This window comes from Salipaludibacillus sp. CF4.18 (assembly GCF_051262595.1).
GTDB classification, from domain to species: Bacteria; Bacillota; Bacilli; order Bacillales; family Salisediminibacteriaceae; genus Salipaludibacillus; species Salipaludibacillus neizhouensis.
Genome location: NZ_JBIMEV010000024.1, coordinates 43,849 through 64,109, shown reverse-complemented (window position 1 = coordinate 64,109; position 20,261 = coordinate 43,849). Strand labels below are relative to the sequence as shown.

Below are 20,261 nucleotides of genomic sequence, written 5' to 3'. Positions count from 1 at the left end.
ATTAGGTGAAATCGCTTCTTTTAATGCCTCTATGTCACCATAAGGAATAATCTTTATCCCTGGAAGCATGGGACCAAATCCACGCCTATTATCTTCACTAGAAGATAGAGAAACGGCCGTCATCGTTCGACCATGAAAATTATCTTCACAAACAATAATCTCTGCTTGATTATTTTCTACACCTTTTTTTTCGTAAGCCCAACGACGAGCAGTTTTTACTGCCGTTTCAACAGCCTCAGCACCAGTATTCATAGGTAGAATCATATCTTTTCCTGTTATATGTGCGACTTTCTCAAAGAAAGGTGCGAGTTGGTCATTATGAAAAGCACGAGACGTTAATGTTATTTTTTCTGCTTGTTTTTTTAAAGCATCTACAATTTTTGGATGACAGTGTCCTTGGTTTACTGCAGAATACGCACTTAACATATCTAAATACTTGTTCCCTTCAGGATCCATTACCCAAGCCCCTTTTCCTTCCGAAATAACAATTGGTAAGGGGTGATAATTTCTAGCGCCAAAACTTTCTGTTTTATCGATAATTGCTGTCGTTCCATCCATAATAATTAATTCCTCCTTCAATTTAACTTTTTAATTTTTCTCTCTCTGTTATTACATGCAAATTATATGCCAAGTTTAAAAAACGCTAGAATAAGCCGCCTTAGTAATAAACGAAAAATATCTGTCATATCTGTAAAAATTAAACGTCAAAAAGAAAAATTTTCTTCGGCATTTATTAGTACAGTCGTGTTATGTTTATTAAAAAGGAAAAATATCTGCCATTATTTCGCTACTACTTATAGAATAAAGAAGGATTAGCACCAAATAATCATATTGTTCTAAAATCTTTAGGAAATTTTTGGAACCGAATGAAAAGGGGAATTTAAATGAAGTCTTTAATAAATGATTTAAAACAACGATTGAAAATTCATGAAACGTTACTAAATGAAATAGATATCGGTGTCCATGTAATAAATGAAGCTGGTAAAACAATTATTTACAATGAAAAAATGATGGTCATTGAATCTCTTACAAAAGAAGATGTTTTTGACAAAGATTTTTTAGAAGTTTTTGCATTTGAAGATGGTCAAAGAAGTACTTTGCTTGATGCTATGTTTAAAGAAATAGAATTTAAAAATCGAAAACAGACGTACTTCACGAATAATGGAAAAGCGATTACGACGATAAATAATACGTTTCCAATCTACGAAAATAAAAAAGTGATTGGAGCTATAGAAATAGCAAAAGATGTCACTAAAATAGAAAACTTAATTAAAAATAATATGAAATTAAAAGAGGATACTCGTTTTACTTTCGAGAGTCTTATTGGAAAAAGTGATGTCATAAAAGAGGTTATTGAGATTGCCAAGAGAGCCACTAGGACTCCCTCCTCCGTTCTCATTGTCGGAGAAACAGGGACAGGGAAGGAATTATTTGCACAAGGTATGCATAATGGAAGTGAACATTCCTCTGGTCCTTTTGTTTCTCAGAACTGCGCAGCCTTGCCCGATACGCTTATTGAAAGCTCTTTTTTCGGTACCAAAAAAGGAGCTTTCACAGGATCTACTGATCAAAAGGGGTTATTTGAACAAGCGGAAGGCGGTACCCTTTTATTAGATGAAATTAACTCGTTAAGCCCAATGCTACAAGCTAAACTTCTTCGAGCCATTCAAGAGAAGTCCATTCGTCGCATCGGTGATAATGTCAATAGAAAGGTAAATGTACGAATTATCGCAACCATAAATGAAGATCCAGTAGAAGCCATCGCAAACAATCGTTTACGGAAAGACTTATATTACCGCCTTAGTGTTGTTTCATTGTTCATTCCTCCTTTAAGAAAAAGAAAGGAAGATATTCGATTACTTGTTAACCATTTTATAGATAAATATAACCATATTTTCCAAATGGATGTATCAGATATAAGTAATGCTGTGCTTCAAATATTTGAGAACTATGATTGGGCAGGAAATGTCCGGGAACTCGAACATGTTATTGAGGCTTCTATGAATATAACAATAGAAGAAACTATCATTGATGTTTCTCACTTGCCTTATCACTTCAGAAAAAAATTATCTCTTATGTCTCCACAAGAATCATCAAAAGTAAGTCTCTATGATTCAAATAATGAAACAAACAATGCTCTGCCGATAGATAATTTAAATGAATTAAATAAAGCTGATCCAAACAGCGATTTAAAAGATTATTTATTAAAAGTAGAAAAATATTATATAAAAAACACCCTTGAAAAAAATAAGTATCATAAAACCAATACTGCTCTTGAACTTGGATTAACAAGACAAACTCTTAATTATCGAATTAAGCGACTGCATATTGATGCCTAAAAATTTTAGCACTAGTAGTGTTGCATAATGACTTCGTGGTATGTAGGTTCGCCCTGTGTACAGACTTCAGGAGCCTCTGATGGATCAGCAACATCTAAATAAAACTTAAACAGACTCCATCTGTCCATCTACCTATGATGTTTTCATGCAATATGATTGGCCAGGCAATGTTCGCGAATTAGAAAATGTATTAGAACGAATTATGTTAACGACCGATGAAGAAATGATCTACCCTGAGCACCTGCCAGCAACAATACACAAAAACAGTCCATACTTTATCACTCATAGTACACCTATGATAGAGCAAAGTATTGAAGAGGAGCACAATTTAAAAAGGGTGATGGAACAGGGTCAGGAAAGGTTACTTACTAAGGCATACAAACGTTGTAAGACTACTTACGAAATGGCAAGCTACCTTGGGATTAGTCAGCCATCAGTCGCCCGTAAGCTAAAAGAATTTTCTATTAATAATCATAAAGAAAAGAGATAAGATTACACTTTCCCCTTTCTTTATGTATCCCTTTCTTCCTCTATGAATCTTTTTCTATTGGATGATGAAGGAATATTAATATCATCACGATATTTGGCTATCACTCGTCGCGAAAGATCAATTTGATGATCTTGGTTTAATAACTGCATAATGGTTTGGTCAGATAATGGTTTGAGTTTATTCTCCTTTTCAATAATTCCCTTAATTATTTCTTTAACATAAGAAGAAGTAGTTGGGGAATTGTGCGTACCACTAATCGCATTCGTGAAGAAATATTTTAATTCAAAAAGACCTCGTGGTGTCTCAATATATTTATTAGAGGTAATACGACTGACGGTAGATTCATGGATATCTATTTCTTCTGCAATTTGTCTTAAAGTAAGTGGCTTTAGTGCTTGTGAACCTTGATAGAAATAATCCTTTTGTACTTCGACTATTGCTTTGGCAACCCGATATAATGTGACTTGCCTTTGATTTATACTTTTGAGTAGCCATTGTAACTCTTCATATTTCTCTTTTATATAGTGATGAATATCTATATTTTTCTCTGTTAATAAGGATTTATATTCGGCATTCAGTCTAACCTTCGGCATATATTCATCGTTTACTGTCACAATCAATTCCCCGTCGACCTCAATTACAGATACATCTGCTATGATGTACTTTGGTACATCACTACTATAGTTCACGCCTGGCCTCGGCTGGAGTGTTTGAATTAAATCATGAACTTTTTGAATTTCATGCAAAGTGATTGATAGCTCTTTCGCAATCATTTTCCATTGCCGCGCAGCAAACATTTCAATATAGTGGGATACAATGACTTCTGCTACCATATCTCTCGCAGATTTTTTACGTAACTGTAACAATAGACATTCTTGAAGATTTCTTGCTCCAACACCCACTGGTTCTAAACTTTGTAAAAGTAAAAGAAGATGTTCTCCTTCCTCTGTTGGTATCTCTAACTCACCACATAAACCCTTTACATTTTGTGTTAAATATCCATCCTCATTCACATGAAAAATAAAATAGCTTAGTCTTTCCACTTCTATTTTACTTAAGTGTTGAAGATGTATTTGATTAATCAAATGATCATGAAGATTACGACGCTCTCCATCTATAAAATCAAATGGTGAAAGAGTACTGTCATTATGATTGTAAGTAAACTCTGTGCTTTTTACTTGGACTTTATCTACTATTATATCCTTCGTATAATGATCTTCAACATCTATCAATGGATTTTCATTAGCCTTTTCTTGAATATAATTGGAAAGGTCAAACATTGAATATTGTAATAGCGAAATCGCTTGTACGAGGCCTTGCGTCATGTTCAGACTTGTTGTCTGTTGTTGAAAAAGTCCTGCTCTCATTTCCATCATTATTCACCCATCTTATTATGATTAAGTTCATTTTAAATTTTTTATAAATTAATTATCTTCAACTCTTTCCATAATTAAAACGCTTACAATATTTTAAATCTATATCTAATCCCCTTTTATCAGTAACTAAAAGGTCATCTAATGATTGAAGAATTAATTCATTGAAGCTAGGGTCATTTATATCACCTCTTTTTCGTTTGACAAGTAATCTATCTCATAGTATAACGCTATTCATTATTGAATAGTTAATTAAAGTTTTGTTGTTTATATGTAATATCCGTAGAGAACATAAATAGCCTATCCAGTGGATAAGGCTATTAGTTAGAGGAGTTATTTATTAGTCTTTTCAAAAAAGTATTTACATCTTACTTTGATAGAAAGCCCTTTAACGCAAATGAGACATTTTGCGGTCTTTCTGCAAGTCTTCTCATAAAATAACCATACCAATCTTTTCCGTAGGGAACATATACTCGTACGACGTATCCTTCATCTGACAGTTGTTGCTGTAAATCGGTTCTAAAACCATATAGCATTTGAAACTCAAATTGCGAACGGGGAATTCCAAGGTTTTCAGAAAAACTCTTCACCTTACTAATCACTTCATGGTCATGAGTGGCAATCGCTGTATAACTTCCACTCAATAGATGCTCCTTGATAATCTCCATAAAGTTTTCATTCACTTTTTCTTTAGCTTGATAGGCGACTTCCTCTGATTCTTTGTACGCTCCCTTTACAAGACGAAGCGGAATTCCTTTAAGCGACTTGACATCACTTTCTGCACAATACAAGTAAGCTTGAATAACGGTTCCTACATTCCCATATGTTTTTCTTAGTTCGTCTAGAATATCCAATGTAGCTTGTCTACGGGAGTAATCTTCCATATCTATTCTCACAAATATACCTAGTTTACTAGCAACATCCATAATTTTATACATATTGGTTAAGCAAAAGTTTTGATCAATGTCTAACCCCAATTGTGTTAGTTTAAGAGACAAATTGCAATTGACTCCTGTATCTGCAATAGCCTCTAATGTTTTGATGCAAACGTTCGTTGATTCCAACGCTCCGTCATACTCGAGGACAAACTCACCTAAATGGTCTACAGTACAAACTAAGCCTTTTTCATTTAGTTTCCGCACAACTTCAATCACACTATCGATTGTAAGCCCAGCTACTACTTGAGCAGCACCTAGACGTAAGCCCCATTTATTTGCGCCTTTATTTAATAGTTTGTTCTTTGATAACGATAAAAAGAAACTATTTGAAATCTTTGCAACGACCATGTCTAATCCTCCCCTATATTTAGATAAACCCTCCCAACTCGAATGAGCAGGAAGGTTTTTTATACTTCTAATACATTTCAGAAACAGTTTTTGCTTGCATATGGAGTGCTAAATAATCAGGTCCTCCAGCTTTGGAATCCGTACCAGACATTTTAAATCCACCAAACGGATGATACCCCACGATGGCTCCGGTACAATTTCTATTAAAATATAGGTTCCCAACATGGAAGTCCCGCTTCCCTTTTTCAATATGAGTACGATTACGGGTGATAACAGCCCCTGTTAATCCGTATTCTGTATTGTTTGCAATCTCTATCGCATGGTCGAAATCATTTGCTTTACTAAACGCAACAACTGGACCAAAGATCTCTTCTTGCATTATTCTTGACTTTGGATCAAGATCAGCAAATACGGTCGGTTGGATGAAGAAGCCTTTGGTATCATCTCCCTGTCCTCCAGTCATAAGACGTCCTTCTTCGTTTCCAATTTTGACATAGCTCATGATTTTATCAAATGCATCCTTATCAACTACTGGACCCATATACATATCTTGCGTTTTGGGTTCACCAACGGATAATACTTTTGTCAGCTCGACAACTTTTGCTAACACTTCATCATAGACATCCTGATGAACCACAGCACGCGAGCCTGCAGAACATTTTTGTCCTGAAAATCCGAACGCAGACGCCACAATCGATTCGGCTGCTAAATCTAAATCTGCCTCACTATCAACAACGACGGTATCCTTTCCTCCCATTTCAACAATGACACGCTTTAAATGATCTTGGCCTGGATGAACCTTCGCCGCTCGTTCATACAAGCGAACACCGACATCTCGTGAACCTGTGAATGTGATTAAACTCGTTTTCGGATGGTCAACCAAATAATCCCCAACCTCTGCACCACTGCCTGGAATATAATTGACTACTCCTTTTGGTAGTCCAGCTTCTTCAAGTATCTCAACAAACTTATAAGCAACAATCGGTGTTGTGCTCGCAGGCTTTAAGAGAACCGTATTACCAGTTACGATCGGTGCAACCGTTGTTCCTGCCATGATTGCAAAGGCAAAGTTCCACGGGGAAATTGTGATACAAACCCCAGTTGGTGTATAGATATAACGATTTTGTTCACCGATACGACTAGTAATCTCCTTACCGTCTTTTAACGCAATCATCTGACGAGCATAATATTCAAGAAAATCAATGGCTTCTGCGGTATCTGCATCTGCATCTTTCCAAGGCTTTCCTGCTTCTTTTGCGAGCCATGCTGAAAATTCATGCTTACGACGACGAATCAACGCTGCTGCACGAATTAAGATGTTCGCTCTTTCTTCTGGATTGACTTTTCTCCATGTTTGAAAAGCTTGATCTGCTGCTTGAATAGCCTGTTCTGCAATCTCTTGGTTTGCTTTTGATACAGTCCCTATCACTTCTTCTTTGTTTGAAGGATTAATAGAAATTATCTTCTCTTCTGTTTTTATCCGCTCTCCTCCTACAATAAGTGGATATTCTTTTCCTAGGTTATTTTCAACAAATCGTAATGCCTTTTCAAACACTATTCGGTTTTCTTCCACTGTAAAATCTGTAAATGGTTCATGTTTATAAGTTGGTAACATTGTCTTTTCCTCCATTTTTTTATTTTTAATTTTTAAAAATAATCTAATCACTACCTGTTGGAAGTGTATTTTCTTCTAATACAGCTAACGTCATATCGGAATACACTTGATCACCCTCAAGAACGGTAATTATATAAATGAAACCACTGGCACCAACTTCGATTTTCTTTGTTGTCCCATTTGTTTTTGAATTAGAAAAGGCTCACACTCATGTACAAAGGCTCCCTTATGAATAAAAACCTTTTCCACAATTCCTTTAGCCAAACAATCAACAGTGCAATAACCTATTCAGATAGCACACCTCCTAGCTCTATCCTCGAAATCTCGACACTTTGGCAGTTTTATGGACCCCAACCATATATGCCGCTAATCGAGTATCGACCTTATGAAGTGCCGCGGTGTGAATAACATTATTAAATGCGTTAACAACTTTTGTACGCAATTTCTCAGCTACCTCTTTCTCAGACCAGTAATATCCTATCTTTTTTTGAATCCATTCAAAATAGGATACCGTCACTCCACCCGAACTTGCCAATACGTCTGGGACAATTAATATCCCTTTGTCTGCTAAAATTTTGGTTGCTTCCATAGTTGTTGGCCCATTCGCAGCTTCAACAATAATCGAATGTACTGTGCATTTTCCCGTGTAATCTGGTTGGAAATTGCTGCCGGGACTAATATGTTTCATTCCCGCTGCAAAAGCTCCTTGTTTGTGATGGTATTTTTAAAAGGTTTGTAACCATACCAAAAGAATCTCGTTTATCTAGCAAATAATCTATATCTAAGCCATCTTCATCATATAAAACAGCATAAGCATCTGAAATTCCAACGATTATGGCACCACGATCTTTTAATAGTTTTGCTAAATATCCGCCAGCATTGCCAAATCCTTGTATAATAACTTTTGCTCCAACGAGATCCATTGCCTTTTTCTTTGCTGCTTCTTCAATACAAATCATTACCCCTGTAGCTGTAGCAGTTTCCCGTCCGTAGGATCCACCTAAGACAACAGGCTTACACGTAATAAACCCCGGCGCCGCCGTCATCGTCCTACCATGGAAATTCTTCTCACAAACAATAATCTCAGCTTGGTTGTTTGAAACACCTTTTATATCGTAAGCCCACGACGCGCAACCTTAACTGCTGTTTCTACTGCTTCTGCACCTGTGTTCATTGGAAGGAGCATATCCTTCTTCCCAGTTAGTTGCGAAACCTTTCAAAAAATTGTGTGAGTTGGTCATTATGAAATGCACGAGATGTGAGTGTAATTTTATCAGCTTGCTTTTTTTACGTATTAATAATCTTCGGATGACAATGTCCCTGGTTTACAGCAGAATAAGCACTTAACATATCAAGATACTTATTACCCTCAGGATCCTTCACCCAGGCTCCCTTTGCTTCCGGAATTAGAATATGGAGTGGATGATAGTTCCTAGCCCCAAGGCTCTCTGTCTTTTCAATAATCTTAGTCGTTGATAACAATGTCATTCCTCCTCTCGCCCTCCAAGACGAAGAACGGTTTCTTTTATTTATATTTTTCATTCACTATCACTAATGCAAAACACGTGCCAACTTTCCAACCCTCTAATACATGATGTACAAGACATTAATAGAAAATATTTTTGTCTATTTCCATTAGTTTTTGCGGAAAAAGAAAAATATTTTTTCTTCAGAGTTGTTAGTTATATTTAGTCAATTAGGCAATACATTAATGGTTTCTAGAGGTTATTTTAATTTATATAGTTTTGAGTAAATGAAAGTCTTTTAATCAAGGTAGTTCTAGTTGAATATAAAACGAAAATTTTTTTTGCGATTTATTTTTTTTTTTAGTGATAACGGAAAAAATATTTGCCTTTTTCTTATTAAACTTTTAGACTGTTAAAAAAGGAATAGAGGGGAAATTTATATGGGACGTTCAAATGAAGAACAAGTCACGACCCTTACTCAGATCTATGAAACGTTGTTAAATAAAATTGATGACGTCGGAGTACATGTCATTAACGAAACAGGAAAAACGATTATCTATAATAAGAAGATGATGGAAATTGAATCACTTTCTCGTGAAGACGTTATCAATAAGGATTTTTTAGATGTTTTTTTGTTTGAGGATGGCCAAGCGAGTACATTACTCAAAGCGCTACATGAAAAAAAAGAATTTAGGAATATGAAGCAAACGTATTTTAATAATAAAGGCAAAGAAATAAAGACAATCAACAATACATTTCCAATCTATGACGGCGATTATGTTATTGGTGCCATGGAAATAGCTAAAGACGTAACTAAGCTTGAACATTTAATTAGAAAAAATATGGAAAGCAAAGGAAATACCCGTTTTACTTTTGATAGTATTATTGGTAAAAGTCATGCCATTCAAGAAGTCATTGAAAACACGAAAAAGACAACGCGTACTCCTTCCTCGGTGTTGATCGTTGGCGAAACAGGAACTGGGAAAGAACTCTTTGCACAAAGTATTCATAACGGAAGCGACCGTTCCTCCGCACCGTTCATTTCTCAAAATTGCGCTGCCTTACCCGAAACTCTAATAGAAAGTTTATTGTTTGGGACAAAGAAGGGGGCTTTTACTGGTGCTACAGAACGTCCAGGATTATTTGAGGAAGCTGAAGGGGGTACTCTTCTCCTCGATGAGATAAACTCTCTTAGCCCCATGCTTCAAGCTAAGCTTTTAAGAGCTATTCAAGAAAAAACGATTCGGCGAATTGGAGATACCGTAGATAGAAAAGTAAATGTACGCATCTTATCAACAATTAACGAAGATCCTATTGAAGCAATTGCAAACGACCGCCTACGTAAAGATTTATATTACCGCCTTAGCGTTGTTTCTTTATTTATTCCTGCATTACGCGAACGTAAGGATGACATTTTTCTTTTGATCGATTTCTTTATTAAAAAATACAATCATCTCTTTCAAATGCATGTTAAGGGAATTAGTGAGGAAGTCGTTGAGCTTTTCACGCAATATGATTGGCCTGGAAATGTACGAGAACTTGAACATGTGATAGAAGGATCTATGAACTTTATTGTTCGTGAAGAAGAGATTACTCTGACTCATTTACCCTATCATTTTAGAAATAAATCAATAGTCTTAACCCAGAGAAATCCACTCATAAGTGTTTATCAAGGGACGGTTGAAGATAAGCAACAGCCTCTTCGCGAACTAAAGGATTATTTATTCGAAGCTGAAGAATTTTATATAAAAAAAGCACTTGAACAAAAGAACTTTCATATTACCAATACAGCTAAAGAGCTCGGTCTCAGTAGACAAACGTTACAATACCGTATGAAGCGTTTAAATATAACCATAAAATAAAGAGCCATCCTCTCAAAAGGGTTATTTCTTACCTTTTGAGAGGATGGCTCTATTTATTAAAATATGAAATGGCTACTGCTACAATAATTGTTAGAGTAATAATCGTTCTTATCAGGAAAATAAGCACTAAATCCAAAATTTCACAGGGAGCTTCGAAGCTAACAATAGTCCACCGACTTCGGGCGTTTAAATCAGCTGAGTAACGGAAACACAAGCAATCACAAAGCGTGGCATCTCGCTTTCTATACCACCTCCAATTACTGCAGGTAAAAACATATCCGCAAAACCTATAACCATTGTTTGGGCTGCTTCTGTAGCTTCCGGAACTCCCTGGACAAAAGAAAAAAGATCGATTCTTGAAGGCTCTAATAGCGCCTATACAGAATCGACCTCTCTTTTGAGTGAGGTTAGGATGGTTGACAAAAGGAATTTTTTCTCTGGAAAGGTATCACTTTATTTACTTGGTGATACCTGTTTAATTCAGTACCGGTTAAAAAAAGACACATTGCTTCATGCAAACGAGAGCAAAGATTCACGCCAGTCCTTGTGTGTTGTCCCCTATTTCGACCATTGAAACTCAACGTTGGTTACATTTGGTTTGAAGAAACCAAGATTACTCTCAAAAATATAAAGAGCTGCGTCCATATCGTAATTGAATAATAAACGATACCCATAACTTCCATAGTGGCCACTTTGTTTTCGGAATGGCATAATTTCAAAAAATTGATCGCCATGCTCCCACACTAACTTGTCACGTATCTCTTTGAATCCTACACCTCGAAGACGACTCTTCAGTTCTTTGAATGGAAACTTCAAGAAAATAGTAACCCGATATGAACGTAAATCCAAGATGCAGTTGCCGGCTAAATTGATCCGTTTGAAAATTTCTCGCGCCCTCAATTAAAAACCGTTCCCCAATTATCTTTGCTCTCGACATGGTTGCGACATAAATATCTAGGTTGCTCTCATTAATAACCTTACTTTCTGAAAGACTCTGTTTTATATTTGATACCCTTCTAACTCTTCCCCTTCCATCCTTTGCCGGATTAGAAAAAAAAGAATCATCAAGCACCGAAATTAAAATCATTGGTCTTTCATTTGGAAAGGAATCTGTAGAAAAGACATAGTTTTCTATTTTTTTCTACAAGTTCAGAAAGGGATTCCGTTTCACGATCTAATTCAATCGCTATGAATTGTTTACCTACGGAAAACAATGCGTCGGGAACAACACTAGAAATCGCTAATTTTTTGGCTTTTTTTAAATAATAAGATGGTTGATGAACAACCAAAGATTCTTCTCGATCATCCTTGTGCCAAAAATCTATGAAATGAACCAGCATTTCTCTGGCTGCTAAATCGTGATCTCTATTTGCCCCCCTTTTATGTTGATAATTGATAGGTGTTAAAAATTCTAAAGGATAGTCATAGTCTTCTAATGCTTCATATCCAATTTGTCCAACTGACAGATAGTGATATCTGACAGCTGATTTATCTGCCCCTACATAATACCGATTGATAAGATTAACGTTTTCAAACTTTCTTAATCGATTATGAAAGGCATACTTAGATATCGGTTCATCACTCATGCTGCAATAAACTCTATAAAATTGATGCTGAGTTAAATACCTTATACGCAACAACAAGAATAAAGAATCTAATTCACCTTTCGTGATCCACACACTAGAATATTTGTGGTGGCGAACATCTAACTTCATGCGATCGATTTTATCCACTCCCTTTCTGAACACAAAAAAACTCCTGCATAAATTATCCCCACGTATAAGGAGATTAAAATATCAAGAGCTTCCCGTAAATATTTAGTTAATACCTAATCCATAGTTTAGCTACTTCAATACATATAGTCAATAAAAGTTATAAATATAAATACATAAAATCAGATAAAAATACATAAATAGAAATGGAATGTTTCTTATAATTAGGGTGTGCGAAACACATTTATAAGCTGGGAATATCGAAAGAGAAAAACGACGTACATTTACGCTAGTCTATCTATATATAATTACGGTTCTAGGCCCCCCTTAAAACGTTGATATACCATGCCCTCAGATATGTTACCTTGAGTAATATAGGAGAGTAATATACCTATACTATATTACTTGGTTATATGTTTAATTAACGTGTATAGATAAGGAATCTTAAAATACGGTATTTATTGTTAATCCATATTTAATCAAAAAGAGAATGTGAGAATGCATTTTAGAAAAAAGTAAATCGTCGTTTGAAATGAGGAGATGACTTTAAAGATAGTCCCCTATCATAAGACCAAGCCTCGATGGTTTTCCATAAGAATACTGACAAAATTGAAGAAGTATAATACAAGGCTGATGGTGTTAATCAGGAAGCGTGCATAAACGTACTTTTTCGCCCTTCTACGTACCTGGTTACATGATCTGGCGTATTTTTACGTAAATGACGTTGTCTCACACGAATATTTGAAGAAGTAGCTAGACGATATCGGTTTTGTTATTGAAGAAATGATATAAGTGATTGCTATTATAATTTCTGAATGAGCCTACATATAGACTCTATAAATAGACTCCATAAGTAGACTCTATAAGTAATAAAAGCTCAATTTTTTTCATGGAACACTTATTCAATAGGGTTTTATAATTGGTGCTTACAATAGGTGCTTTGAATTAGGATCTACTATTTATAAGAAGAGAATTAACATTAAAATTGAACAATTTTGTATAATAATAGTAATATGGCAAGAAAGATAGGTACATATTGATAATAATTCAGTGAATTTTATGATATAGAGTCTATTTATAGGATCTATAATGAAACATTGGTATGATAGTGTTTTTAAGGGTTGATTAATAGTAATGAATGGTATAGAATCCATATATAAGCACTAAAATAGGGACCTATAACAGTGTTGGAGGTGAATTCAGTGGACAGTGAACTGCATAAAAAATTCAGTCATGTTGAATTTAATGAAGATCAAAATGATATGTTTCTAGAAATAGTAAGAAGTACGCCGCACCTTTCAAGGATATTAATGTACATACTAAAGAATCAGTCAAACCAACAAAGTGAAGGGAAACTTATTGGTACCACATCAGCTAACATAGCCAATAACCTAGAAGTAAAACGAAGAGTACAAGTTCAGAATGGTAAAACAAAAAGTTTTGAAGAGGGTCGTGCGAATATTACCAGAAAGACGGCAGAAAAGCTTCTCGATATTTTAAGTAGCATGTCGCTGCTTTATTATGAGGAGAGTAAACCTTATAAATATCATTTTTTAACAGAAAGAGGAGAAAAATTAGTAAATGAAATAAAGAAAGACTTTTATAATGAAAAAAAGAGGAGAGATAAATGATGAGTTTCCGACATAATGTACCTGCAATTAACATAACCGTGGTGGGATTTGGACAAGCTGGAACACGAATGGCCGATAAATTTGCTGAAATAAAATATAGTGATGGTACACCCGTCTATAACTGTTTAGCTTTAAATTCTAACGATGGTGATTTAACAGGGTTGAAATATATATCTAAAGCTAATCAAGTATCATTAAACTTAGGTGGTCTGGCAAAGAATCCTGAAAAAGCTATGACTATCTTAGAAGAAAATAGTGAAGTAGAAACAAAGTTAAAAGAGTTTATTACTGACCGGATAAGACCTAAAGATGATCTAGTTCTATTTTTTGCTGGACTAGGAGGAGGAACAGGAACATCAACCATTGTAAAAGCAATTGAAGAGTTTCATGATTTTTACAATAAGCCAAAAATAAAAGATGAGCTTATTAAAATTCAAAAGAATGTTGGTAATACTAAGTTTAAAGAGAATTTAAAACAATACAAAATGGACGCTTTTAAAAAGGCACAAGATAAATTCATTAAATTAGGGGTTGTTGCTACCCTCCCAGCTCATCACGATGGTCCAGACGTATTAAAGCAAGTAAATAAGTTTGCACAGAGGCTGTGGGAATCTGCTAAGAATCCAAGTAAGGGAATTGCTTTTGTCACATTTCCAGATAACCAGCACTTCTACAAGGAGTGGAAAGAAAACGGGAAGGACATAGCTGAAAATTATAGAGATTATGCTAATCTTCAAATAAGAGATCTATTTCATGATCTAAATACTGGTACTAAAGGTGGCGGAACATCCGTTACGTTTGATAGTGAAGACTTTCGTCGATGTATCACAGAGCATACAGGCTGCCTGGTTTTAAATAAATTGGAAAAATCAATCGACGACATTCATAATTCGGATGCTTTAAGAGATTTATTTATGGAATCATTTAAAGGAGACACTCTACATGGTCAAATTCCCCTTACGTATACGGAGGAAGGGAGTATAAAATATAATAAAGTTCACCATGTCGGTGCATTAGCTGTGTTAGATTTTAAAAATAAAGATATAGGAAGCTCATTTATTGATGAAATAAACGAAGAAGTTATTAATTATTTTCCATTGAATGGAAATGTGTTCTCGGGATACTTACAAGAGAAAAATCACTTTAAAGCATCTGTTTATACGGTATATAAAACGGAAGCCCTCCCCCCTAGGTTGCAACAAGGGTTATATGAAGAGTACTTGGAATTTAAAAAGAAACAAGATCAAGTAGAATATGCCAGTAGTTCGATTAAAAAAATCGAAGATGATCAAAATGAGGATGATTTTGACATTGATATTGATTTAGAGGACATGGGTATAAGTGATATGGATGAGGTTGCAGCAACGAAAGATGAGGACGAGATTGATATTGATGATATAGACTTAGATGACATCAATGACTATGAAAAGTAATCTATTAGATTCCTATAACTGTTGAATTCAAGCAGAAGAATAATAAAAGGGCATTCCAAGTGAATGCTCTTTTTGTTGGTCGCCTCCCCGACCAACGTATATAGATACTTATCACCTCCACTATTCATAGCTCTTATCACTCCCTTATAACTATGCATGGTATCGTTACTTACTATAGAAGTACTTCCGTGGGAGTTTAACACCACTACCAATAACAGTGCTTCCAGTACCAAACATATTATGTACATTAAATCTTGCTAACTATTAGAAAGGTTATCTTCCCTAGGAACCCTCGGCTCTTCGAATAACGATGACCAGGTGTATCTAAAAACTCCCCTCTTTATTCATTCTATAAAAAGAGATCTAGTTAACATAGTATCTATACAGCAAAATCTTCTAAGCACCTCCTGTTATTTCCTATAGATGTAAAAATAATAAAGATAACTGATTATGTAAAGGTTTTAATAAAGATATTGAGGTGTTTTTTGTTCCGAAAAACGACGTAAAGCACGTCGATGGATATAAACAACAACAAATAAAGCGAAAATGGCATCAACGCCACTTCGTTCTTTCTCTGTTACGTAGACAACATGTATCTTCGAAAAACTTTGTTATCGACGTATACAATACATGTATCGACGTGGGTTTACACGAAAGAAAAAGAGCGAAGGGACGTTGTGATTTCTCAAAAGGGTTGATTTATTAGTATTTATTTAGGATAATTTACGTAGTCGATATAAATACATGTACATAGGAGGTGGAAGCATATGAATGGTAGAGAAAAACTTGAAAATGAAGAGTGGTTGGTTCTTGATCCTTTATACACATTTTGTATGGGGAGAGATAGGTTAAGAGATAAGATTTTTCCTGACTTTTTAGAAGAAATTAAAGCGGATGAAACATTTTCGACAGGAGATGTTTCTGGTTATCTAAAAAAAAGCGACGCAAATTTACGATATTATTTGCGAGAGTTGTATGAATATATAAGACCTGAATTTCAAGGAAGACGCTACCGTTTAAACGTGGAATCATTTTATAAATTATATTTGGTGAGTGTTTGTCTTGATGACGGACAGTCCGTTCATGATATAGCAGCACGTTTAAATCTTAAAACAACGATTCAACCTTCAGGAAGAGATCATCAACGAGTAGGTAATAGTAGGGAATTGATGACGGCACAAGAAGACGATTTCCGTAATCAAATGCTGGATTTAAAACAACGGATGTTAATGATGGAAAATGAGAAGCAAATATTTATGAATAAGAAATTGTTTAAACTACACCAGGCGGAAAAAAAGACGAATGCGTTGTATCGAGAAATTAATGAGATAGATAAACAAATATCAGATGTTGATAAACAAAAACAATTAGATCTTTTGGAGAAAACGGTAGGGAGAAATAATGACTTAACTGTCAAAGTTTATCGACAAACTCTAGAAAACAAAAAAAGAGGATTTCTTGATTGGTTTAAAAAGAAAGAAGTCGACGAGGAAATTGATACGGAAAGTCTTTATAAGAAGCAGGAAAATGAGGAAGCAAATAATCTGTATGAAGACTTAGTAAAAGCAAAGAGTGAAAAAGAAATTGAAGTGAAGATGTTGGAAGAACAAAAGAAGGAAATCGAAGGATCCGAATATGATAAGGAAGAACAAAAAAGACTAGATAGCATTAAAAAAGCGCTTGATGAACATGATAGACCCAGGTATAGTAGTGAGCCATTGAGAATAGATGAAGAAGATTATTAACTAGGTATTTATCCTTTTAGTTATGGAAATTTATAAAAGTGACTTGATAAATATATAATTTGTGTACTGGGTAAACTAAAATAAAAGGGAAGAATCCTTAATAATGTTTATAAAATGTTTGGAAAGGTATTTGCAGAAGGAAGCAGTTATTGTTCAACGGTCTTTTGTATGGGCAACTATATTGGTGATCGTCAATGTGATTTACCATTTGCAGTAATAATGATGGAATTCCTATACACAGAGGAGACGATGATACGATGAAGAGATTGACTAAAGATTCCCAGCAATTTGTCTCATTTATAAATACGCTATCGATCACAGAGTCATTAAGTTCTAAACAACAACAGAGGTTTTTGAATTGTTATTGTTAGGTACATCGACAAACCAGGTTTGTGATTTATTACATATCTCTTAGAAAATGTTTGAACTTAGTAGAGAGTGCCGACTACGAGTTAATAGGCGAATGGGTCGCTGGATATAAAAAAGATAATGTAACACTACGGACAGCTTTAAGTGCGATGCTATCTAGTACAAGATGGTTAGTGGGTGAAATAGATGAGATTCACAACTTATTAATACAATCTAAAAATCAGAAACAAAAATGGGACTTTTTATCTCAAAAACGAAGGACGTCAAATAACTGGTGCCGAGGCTGAAGAAATTGTAAAGCAAAAGTACGGCCACGATTTTTACTTTGATGGAAAGGTATTCCATATTTCTATTAGTAATAATGGAGTGAAAAGCTATTACGAATATGATGTGGAACACGATAGTATTATAGATTCAGTATTTCCATATCCTATGAGAGAGTATAGAATTTATTATGAAGAAGAAGATCTAATCAGGAAAAAAGTGTTAGATGCTACTTATCTTGATCCGAAATATAGCAAACTAAAAGTAGTGGAAACTAAATTGAAGTTTGGTAAAAAAATAAGATTGTACTACAGTATATCTGGGGAGTTAATAGACTTTGAAGCTAAGGGAGGATGGGTAGTAGATCACAATGCTCGTAAAATATTTCCAAAATACAGAAAATATATAAATATGTGGAGTCATCTTGTAACACCTTTTATTTAATAACGTAATAAAGGGCATATGTAAAGTATATTTTTAGTGAGATACTCAAAAGATGGAGCGTGTTCATTCTGGTTAAAACATTATTTAAGTTCTGTATGTTAAAGGCATGTGGAAATACTCCATTAATACTGAAGTCAGGTGGTATGTTGAATTTTATTAGATTAAACTATTTTTACTATTTTAATTTTTTGAAGAAAATCTGACTTGAGAGGTCTTTCATTAAGTTACTAAACTTATTGGAAGCCTCTTTCTTGATATTCTTTGTCATGTGAGCGTATATGTCCATGGTTGTACTTATATCGCTGTGTTCTAAACGTTCTTGGATCTCTTTGATGTGAACGTTAGCTTCGATCAATAAAGACGTGTGTGTGTGTCTAAACGAGTGTGGTGTAACATGTTTTTGAATGTTTGTTTTTTTCAACAATCTATTCATTCTAATAGCTATGTGTTTAATCGTTTTAGGATATCCTTCATTATTAGTGAAAATGAATTCACTATCCTTGTAAAATAGCTTGTTTTCATTCTTGATTAGGCTTTGTTCTTTGAAATGTAATTGCAATAGTTCAACTAATATAGGATCAATAGATATAGTACGTATAGATCCTACTGTCTTTGGTGTCAGTAACTGATACTTTAGTTTGTTGTTAGTTGGGTTATAGTAAGTTTTATACACTCGCAATGTTTGGTTTTCAAAATCAATGTCAGACCATTTTAAAGCTATCATTTCCCCAATTCGCAATCCAGTGTATGCTAACATTGTAAAAGCCAATAAGTCAGATTCAAGCCCTTCTTTCCTAGCAGTAGTGAGGAACTCTTCTAATTCCTCTTTTTCAAGAAATTTATTATTAATTACATCCCCTTTCTCAAGGTCAGAGACTGTAGATTTTTTCTTAGGTAACTTAATATTCTCAGTCGGAACGTTTTTAATTAATTTGAGTGAATGTGCATATTGAAAAACCATGTTAGTAGTGGTGTGGATACTGGATATATAGTTTGTGCTAAATTCATTTGAAAGCATGTTTATTGTATCTTGGTAATCCTTTTTAGTTATTCTTTGGATAGATGTTTGTCCATATTCAGTAATGATATGCTTTAGAGCAATTCGTCTAGCTCGCAAACTACTCTCTTTAGCATCTTGTTTGTAGTGCATTTCCCAGTCATTACATAGATCAGCAAAAAGGATCTTGGTAGGTTGAATATATTCATCTCTATGAAATTCTCTTTCAAACAAAGCAGCAGCAAGTTGAGCATCTTTTTTCGTTAGAAAGCCAGACTTAGTTTTTTGACGATCTTTACCTGTTAATGGGTCTTTCCCTGCGTAACAAACATAAGACCATTTTTTCCCTCGTTTATATAGTCGTGCCATATAATCTATCCCCAATCAATATTTACTCCTTAATTTATTTCTTCATTACCAAAAACAGCATCAAATATTTTGATCATTTTATTGATTTCAGCTTCGTTAATATCGAGGTCTTTATAAGCAAAGTTTTCGTTCTCTTTAAGTAGGTAGTATAAGTCAATCTTTTTATCGAAAAAACTATAATCTTGATTTTCATGTTTGTTAATCTCGTTAAAGTCTCCCCATAAAGTAAATCGAGCCTCTTCTAGCTCAGTTACACTTCTCCCAATTAAGCCATATGCTCTTTTAATTGAAATAGGAGGTAATTTGTATTCGTGATTTAAAAAATTTAATAAATTACGGATGTTATAACTTTCTCCTAATTTTTTAAGGGCATCTTCATTTTGGGGTCCGATATTTTCTATATTAATTATTTCTTCTATAGATAATGAAGTTTCATTTGAAATTTCATTAAGAGTCTTATTAGATTTTAAGCGAAGTGTAAATAGAATAAATTTACCAGGTCTCGAATTATACATTTTTGTCATAAGATTCGATTTTCCATAATTAAAATTGGATCTATTAAGACTATTTATAAACTCTTGAAAATCACCATTATCAATTTTTAATCTTATTAGTGACTCTTCTAAGGGGATTTGTAAAATACTATAGATTCCTTCGATTAAATCTAAATTGGCTTTCATCTTACTATTTTCGACATTTGATATATATCCATGAGTTAATTCTAATTTGTTTGCTAATTCCTTTAATGTCAATTTATTTTCTTTTCTAATCTTACGTAGAAAGAATCCAAATAGATTATTAGTCAATAGGACCACCTCATATCATATTATTTTACATCTATAACATAACATTTAGATAAAATGTTG

15 protein-coding genes and 3 pseudogenes are annotated in these 20,261 nt (G+C 34.4%); 7 read left to right on the top strand and 11 right to left on the bottom strand.

Annotated elements, in window-relative coordinates:
• The coding region (locus ACHABW_RS14860) for an aminotransferase class III-fold pyridoxal phosphate-dependent enzyme (protein ID WP_435756178.1) at positions 1-558 on the bottom strand (558 nt) is incomplete at its 3' end.
• Positions 559-884: 326 nt separating this feature from the next.
• On the opposite strand from ACHABW_RS14860, the gene ACHABW_RS14855 reads away from it, so the two are divergent.
• Complete coding sequence (locus tag ACHABW_RS14855) at positions 885-2,339, top strand: sigma-54 interaction domain-containing protein (protein WP_435756176.1); 1,455 nt, start codon at positions 885-887, stop codon at positions 2,337-2,339.
• A 145-nt stretch (positions 2,340-2,484) separates the two neighbouring features.
• Positions 2,485-2,829 carry a hypothetical protein gene (locus tag ACHABW_RS14850; protein ID WP_435756174.1) on the top strand — a complete coding sequence of 115 codons (345 nt, stop codon included), beginning with the start codon at positions 2,485-2,487 and terminating at the stop codon, positions 2,827-2,829.
• Between the two features lie 20 nt (positions 2,830-2,849).
• On the opposite strand, the gene rpoN is transcribed toward ACHABW_RS14850, so the two are convergent.
• The 5 genes and pseudogenes from rpoN to ACHABW_RS14825 all read right to left on the bottom strand — a co-directional run.
• Positions 2,850-4,205, bottom strand: a complete 1,356-nt coding sequence (rpoN, locus tag ACHABW_RS14845) for an RNA polymerase factor sigma-54 (RefSeq protein ID WP_435756172.1) — start codon at positions 4,203-4,205, stop codon at positions 2,850-2,852.
• Positions 4,206-4,570: 365 nt separating this feature from the next.
• Positions 4,571-5,488, bottom strand: a complete 918-nt coding sequence (locus ACHABW_RS14840; RefSeq protein WP_435756170.1) for a proline dehydrogenase family protein — start codon at positions 5,486-5,488, stop codon at positions 4,571-4,573.
• A gap of 67 nt (positions 5,489-5,555) precedes the next feature.
• On the bottom strand, positions 5,556-7,103 hold the full coding sequence (gene pruA, locus ACHABW_RS14835; protein ID WP_435756168.1) for an L-glutamate gamma-semialdehyde dehydrogenase: 1,548 nt from the start codon (positions 7,101-7,103) through the stop codon (positions 5,556-5,558).
• Between the two features lie 310 nt (positions 7,104-7,413).
• Positions 7,414-8,140, bottom strand: a pseudogene (locus ACHABW_RS14830) (Glu/Leu/Phe/Val family dehydrogenase); the annotation flags it as partial.
• A pseudogene (locus ACHABW_RS14825) lies at positions 8,141-8,591 on the bottom strand (aminotransferase class III-fold pyridoxal phosphate-dependent enzyme); the annotation flags it as partial.
• A 418-nt stretch (positions 8,592-9,009) separates the two neighbouring features.
• Between ACHABW_RS14825 and ACHABW_RS14820 the strand changes: the two are divergent.
• Entirely contained in the window at positions 9,010-10,431 is a 1,422-nt protein-coding gene (locus tag ACHABW_RS14820) for a sigma-54 interaction domain-containing protein (protein ID WP_435756166.1), read from the top strand.
• A 49-nt stretch (positions 10,432-10,480) separates the two neighbouring features.
• Here the strand turns inward: ACHABW_RS14820 and ACHABW_RS14815 are convergent.
• From ACHABW_RS14815 to ACHABW_RS14805, 3 genes and pseudogenes are all read right to left on the bottom strand, one after another.
• Positions 10,481-10,758, bottom strand: a pseudogene (locus tag ACHABW_RS14815) (YjiH family protein); the annotation flags it as partial.
• 231 nt (positions 10,759-10,989) lie between these two features.
• Positions 10,990-11,280: a hypothetical protein gene (locus ACHABW_RS14810; RefSeq protein ID WP_435756164.1), complete on the bottom strand. Its 291-nt coding sequence runs from the start codon at positions 11,278-11,280 to the stop codon at positions 10,990-10,992.
• A gap of 245 nt (positions 11,281-11,525) precedes the next feature.
• A complete protein-coding gene (locus tag ACHABW_RS14805; protein ID WP_435756162.1) occupies positions 11,526-12,179 on the bottom strand; it encodes a replication-relaxation family protein in 654 nt (217 codons plus the stop codon).
• A 1,166-nt stretch (positions 12,180-13,345) separates the two neighbouring features.
• Here ACHABW_RS14805 and ACHABW_RS14800 point away from each other — a divergent pair.
• The 4 genes from ACHABW_RS14800 to ACHABW_RS14785 all read left to right on the top strand — a co-directional run bounded on the left by ACHABW_RS14800 (position 13,346) and on the right by ACHABW_RS14785 (position 18,029).
• Complete coding sequence (locus ACHABW_RS14800; protein ID WP_435756160.1) at positions 13,346-13,774, top strand: hypothetical protein; 429 nt, start codon at positions 13,346-13,348, stop codon at positions 13,772-13,774.
• Positions 13,771-15,207 (top strand): cell division protein FtsZ, encoded by a 1,437-nt coding sequence (locus tag ACHABW_RS14795; protein ID WP_435756158.1) that lies wholly within the window; start codon positions 13,771-13,773, stop codon positions 15,205-15,207. Before ACHABW_RS14800 ends, ACHABW_RS14795 begins: the two co-directional genes overlap by 4 nt.
• 767 nt (positions 15,208-15,974) lie before the next feature.
• Entirely contained in the window at positions 15,975-16,952 is a 978-nt protein-coding gene (locus ACHABW_RS14790) for a hypothetical protein (protein ID WP_435756156.1), read from the top strand.
• A 735-nt stretch (positions 16,953-17,687) separates the two neighbouring features.
• Positions 17,688-18,029: a hypothetical protein gene (locus tag ACHABW_RS14785; protein ID WP_435756154.1), complete on the top strand. Its 342-nt coding sequence runs from the start codon at positions 17,688-17,690 to the stop codon at positions 18,027-18,029.
• Between the two features lie 175 nt (positions 18,030-18,204).
• Here the strand turns inward: ACHABW_RS14785 and ACHABW_RS14780 are convergent, their stop codons facing one another.
• Both ACHABW_RS14780 and ACHABW_RS14775 read right to left on the bottom strand, forming a co-directional pair.
• Positions 18,205-19,410, bottom strand: a complete 1,206-nt coding sequence (locus ACHABW_RS14780) for a tyrosine-type recombinase/integrase (RefSeq protein WP_435756152.1) — start codon at positions 19,408-19,410, stop codon at positions 18,205-18,207.
• A gap of 14 nt (positions 19,411-19,424) precedes the next feature.
• Positions 19,425-20,201, bottom strand: coding sequence for a helix-turn-helix domain-containing protein (locus tag ACHABW_RS14775; protein WP_435756150.1), 777 nt, complete (start codon positions 20,199-20,201; stop codon positions 19,425-19,427).
• Positions 20,202-20,261 lie beyond the last annotated feature (60 nt).

Coding starts and splice junctions, on each gene's coding strand:
- ACHABW_RS14855 (WP_435756176.1), top strand. CDS start 885: ATGAAGTCTTTAATAAATGATTTAAAACAACGATTGAAAATTCATGAA.
- ACHABW_RS14850 (WP_435756174.1), top strand. CDS start 2,485: ATGCAATATGATTGGCCAGGCAATGTTCGCGAATTAGAAAATGTATTA.
- rpoN (WP_435756172.1), bottom strand. CDS start 4,205: ATGATGGAAATGAGAGCAGGACTTTTTCAACAACAGACAACAAGTCTG.
- ACHABW_RS14840 (WP_435756170.1), bottom strand. CDS start 5,488: ATGGTCGTTGCAAAGATTTCAAATAGTTTCTTTTTATCGTTATCAAAG.
- pruA (WP_435756168.1), bottom strand. CDS start 7,103: ATGTTACCAACTTATAAACATGAACCATTTACAGATTTTACAGTGGAA.
- ACHABW_RS14820 (WP_435756166.1), top strand. CDS start 9,010: ATGGGACGTTCAAATGAAGAACAAGTCACGACCCTTACTCAGATCTAT.
- ACHABW_RS14795 (WP_435756158.1), top strand. CDS start 13,771: ATGATGAGTTTCCGACATAATGTACCTGCAATTAACATAACCGTGGTG.
- ACHABW_RS14790 (WP_435756156.1), top strand. CDS start 15,975: ATGAATGGTAGAGAAAAACTTGAAAATGAAGAGTGGTTGGTTCTTGAT.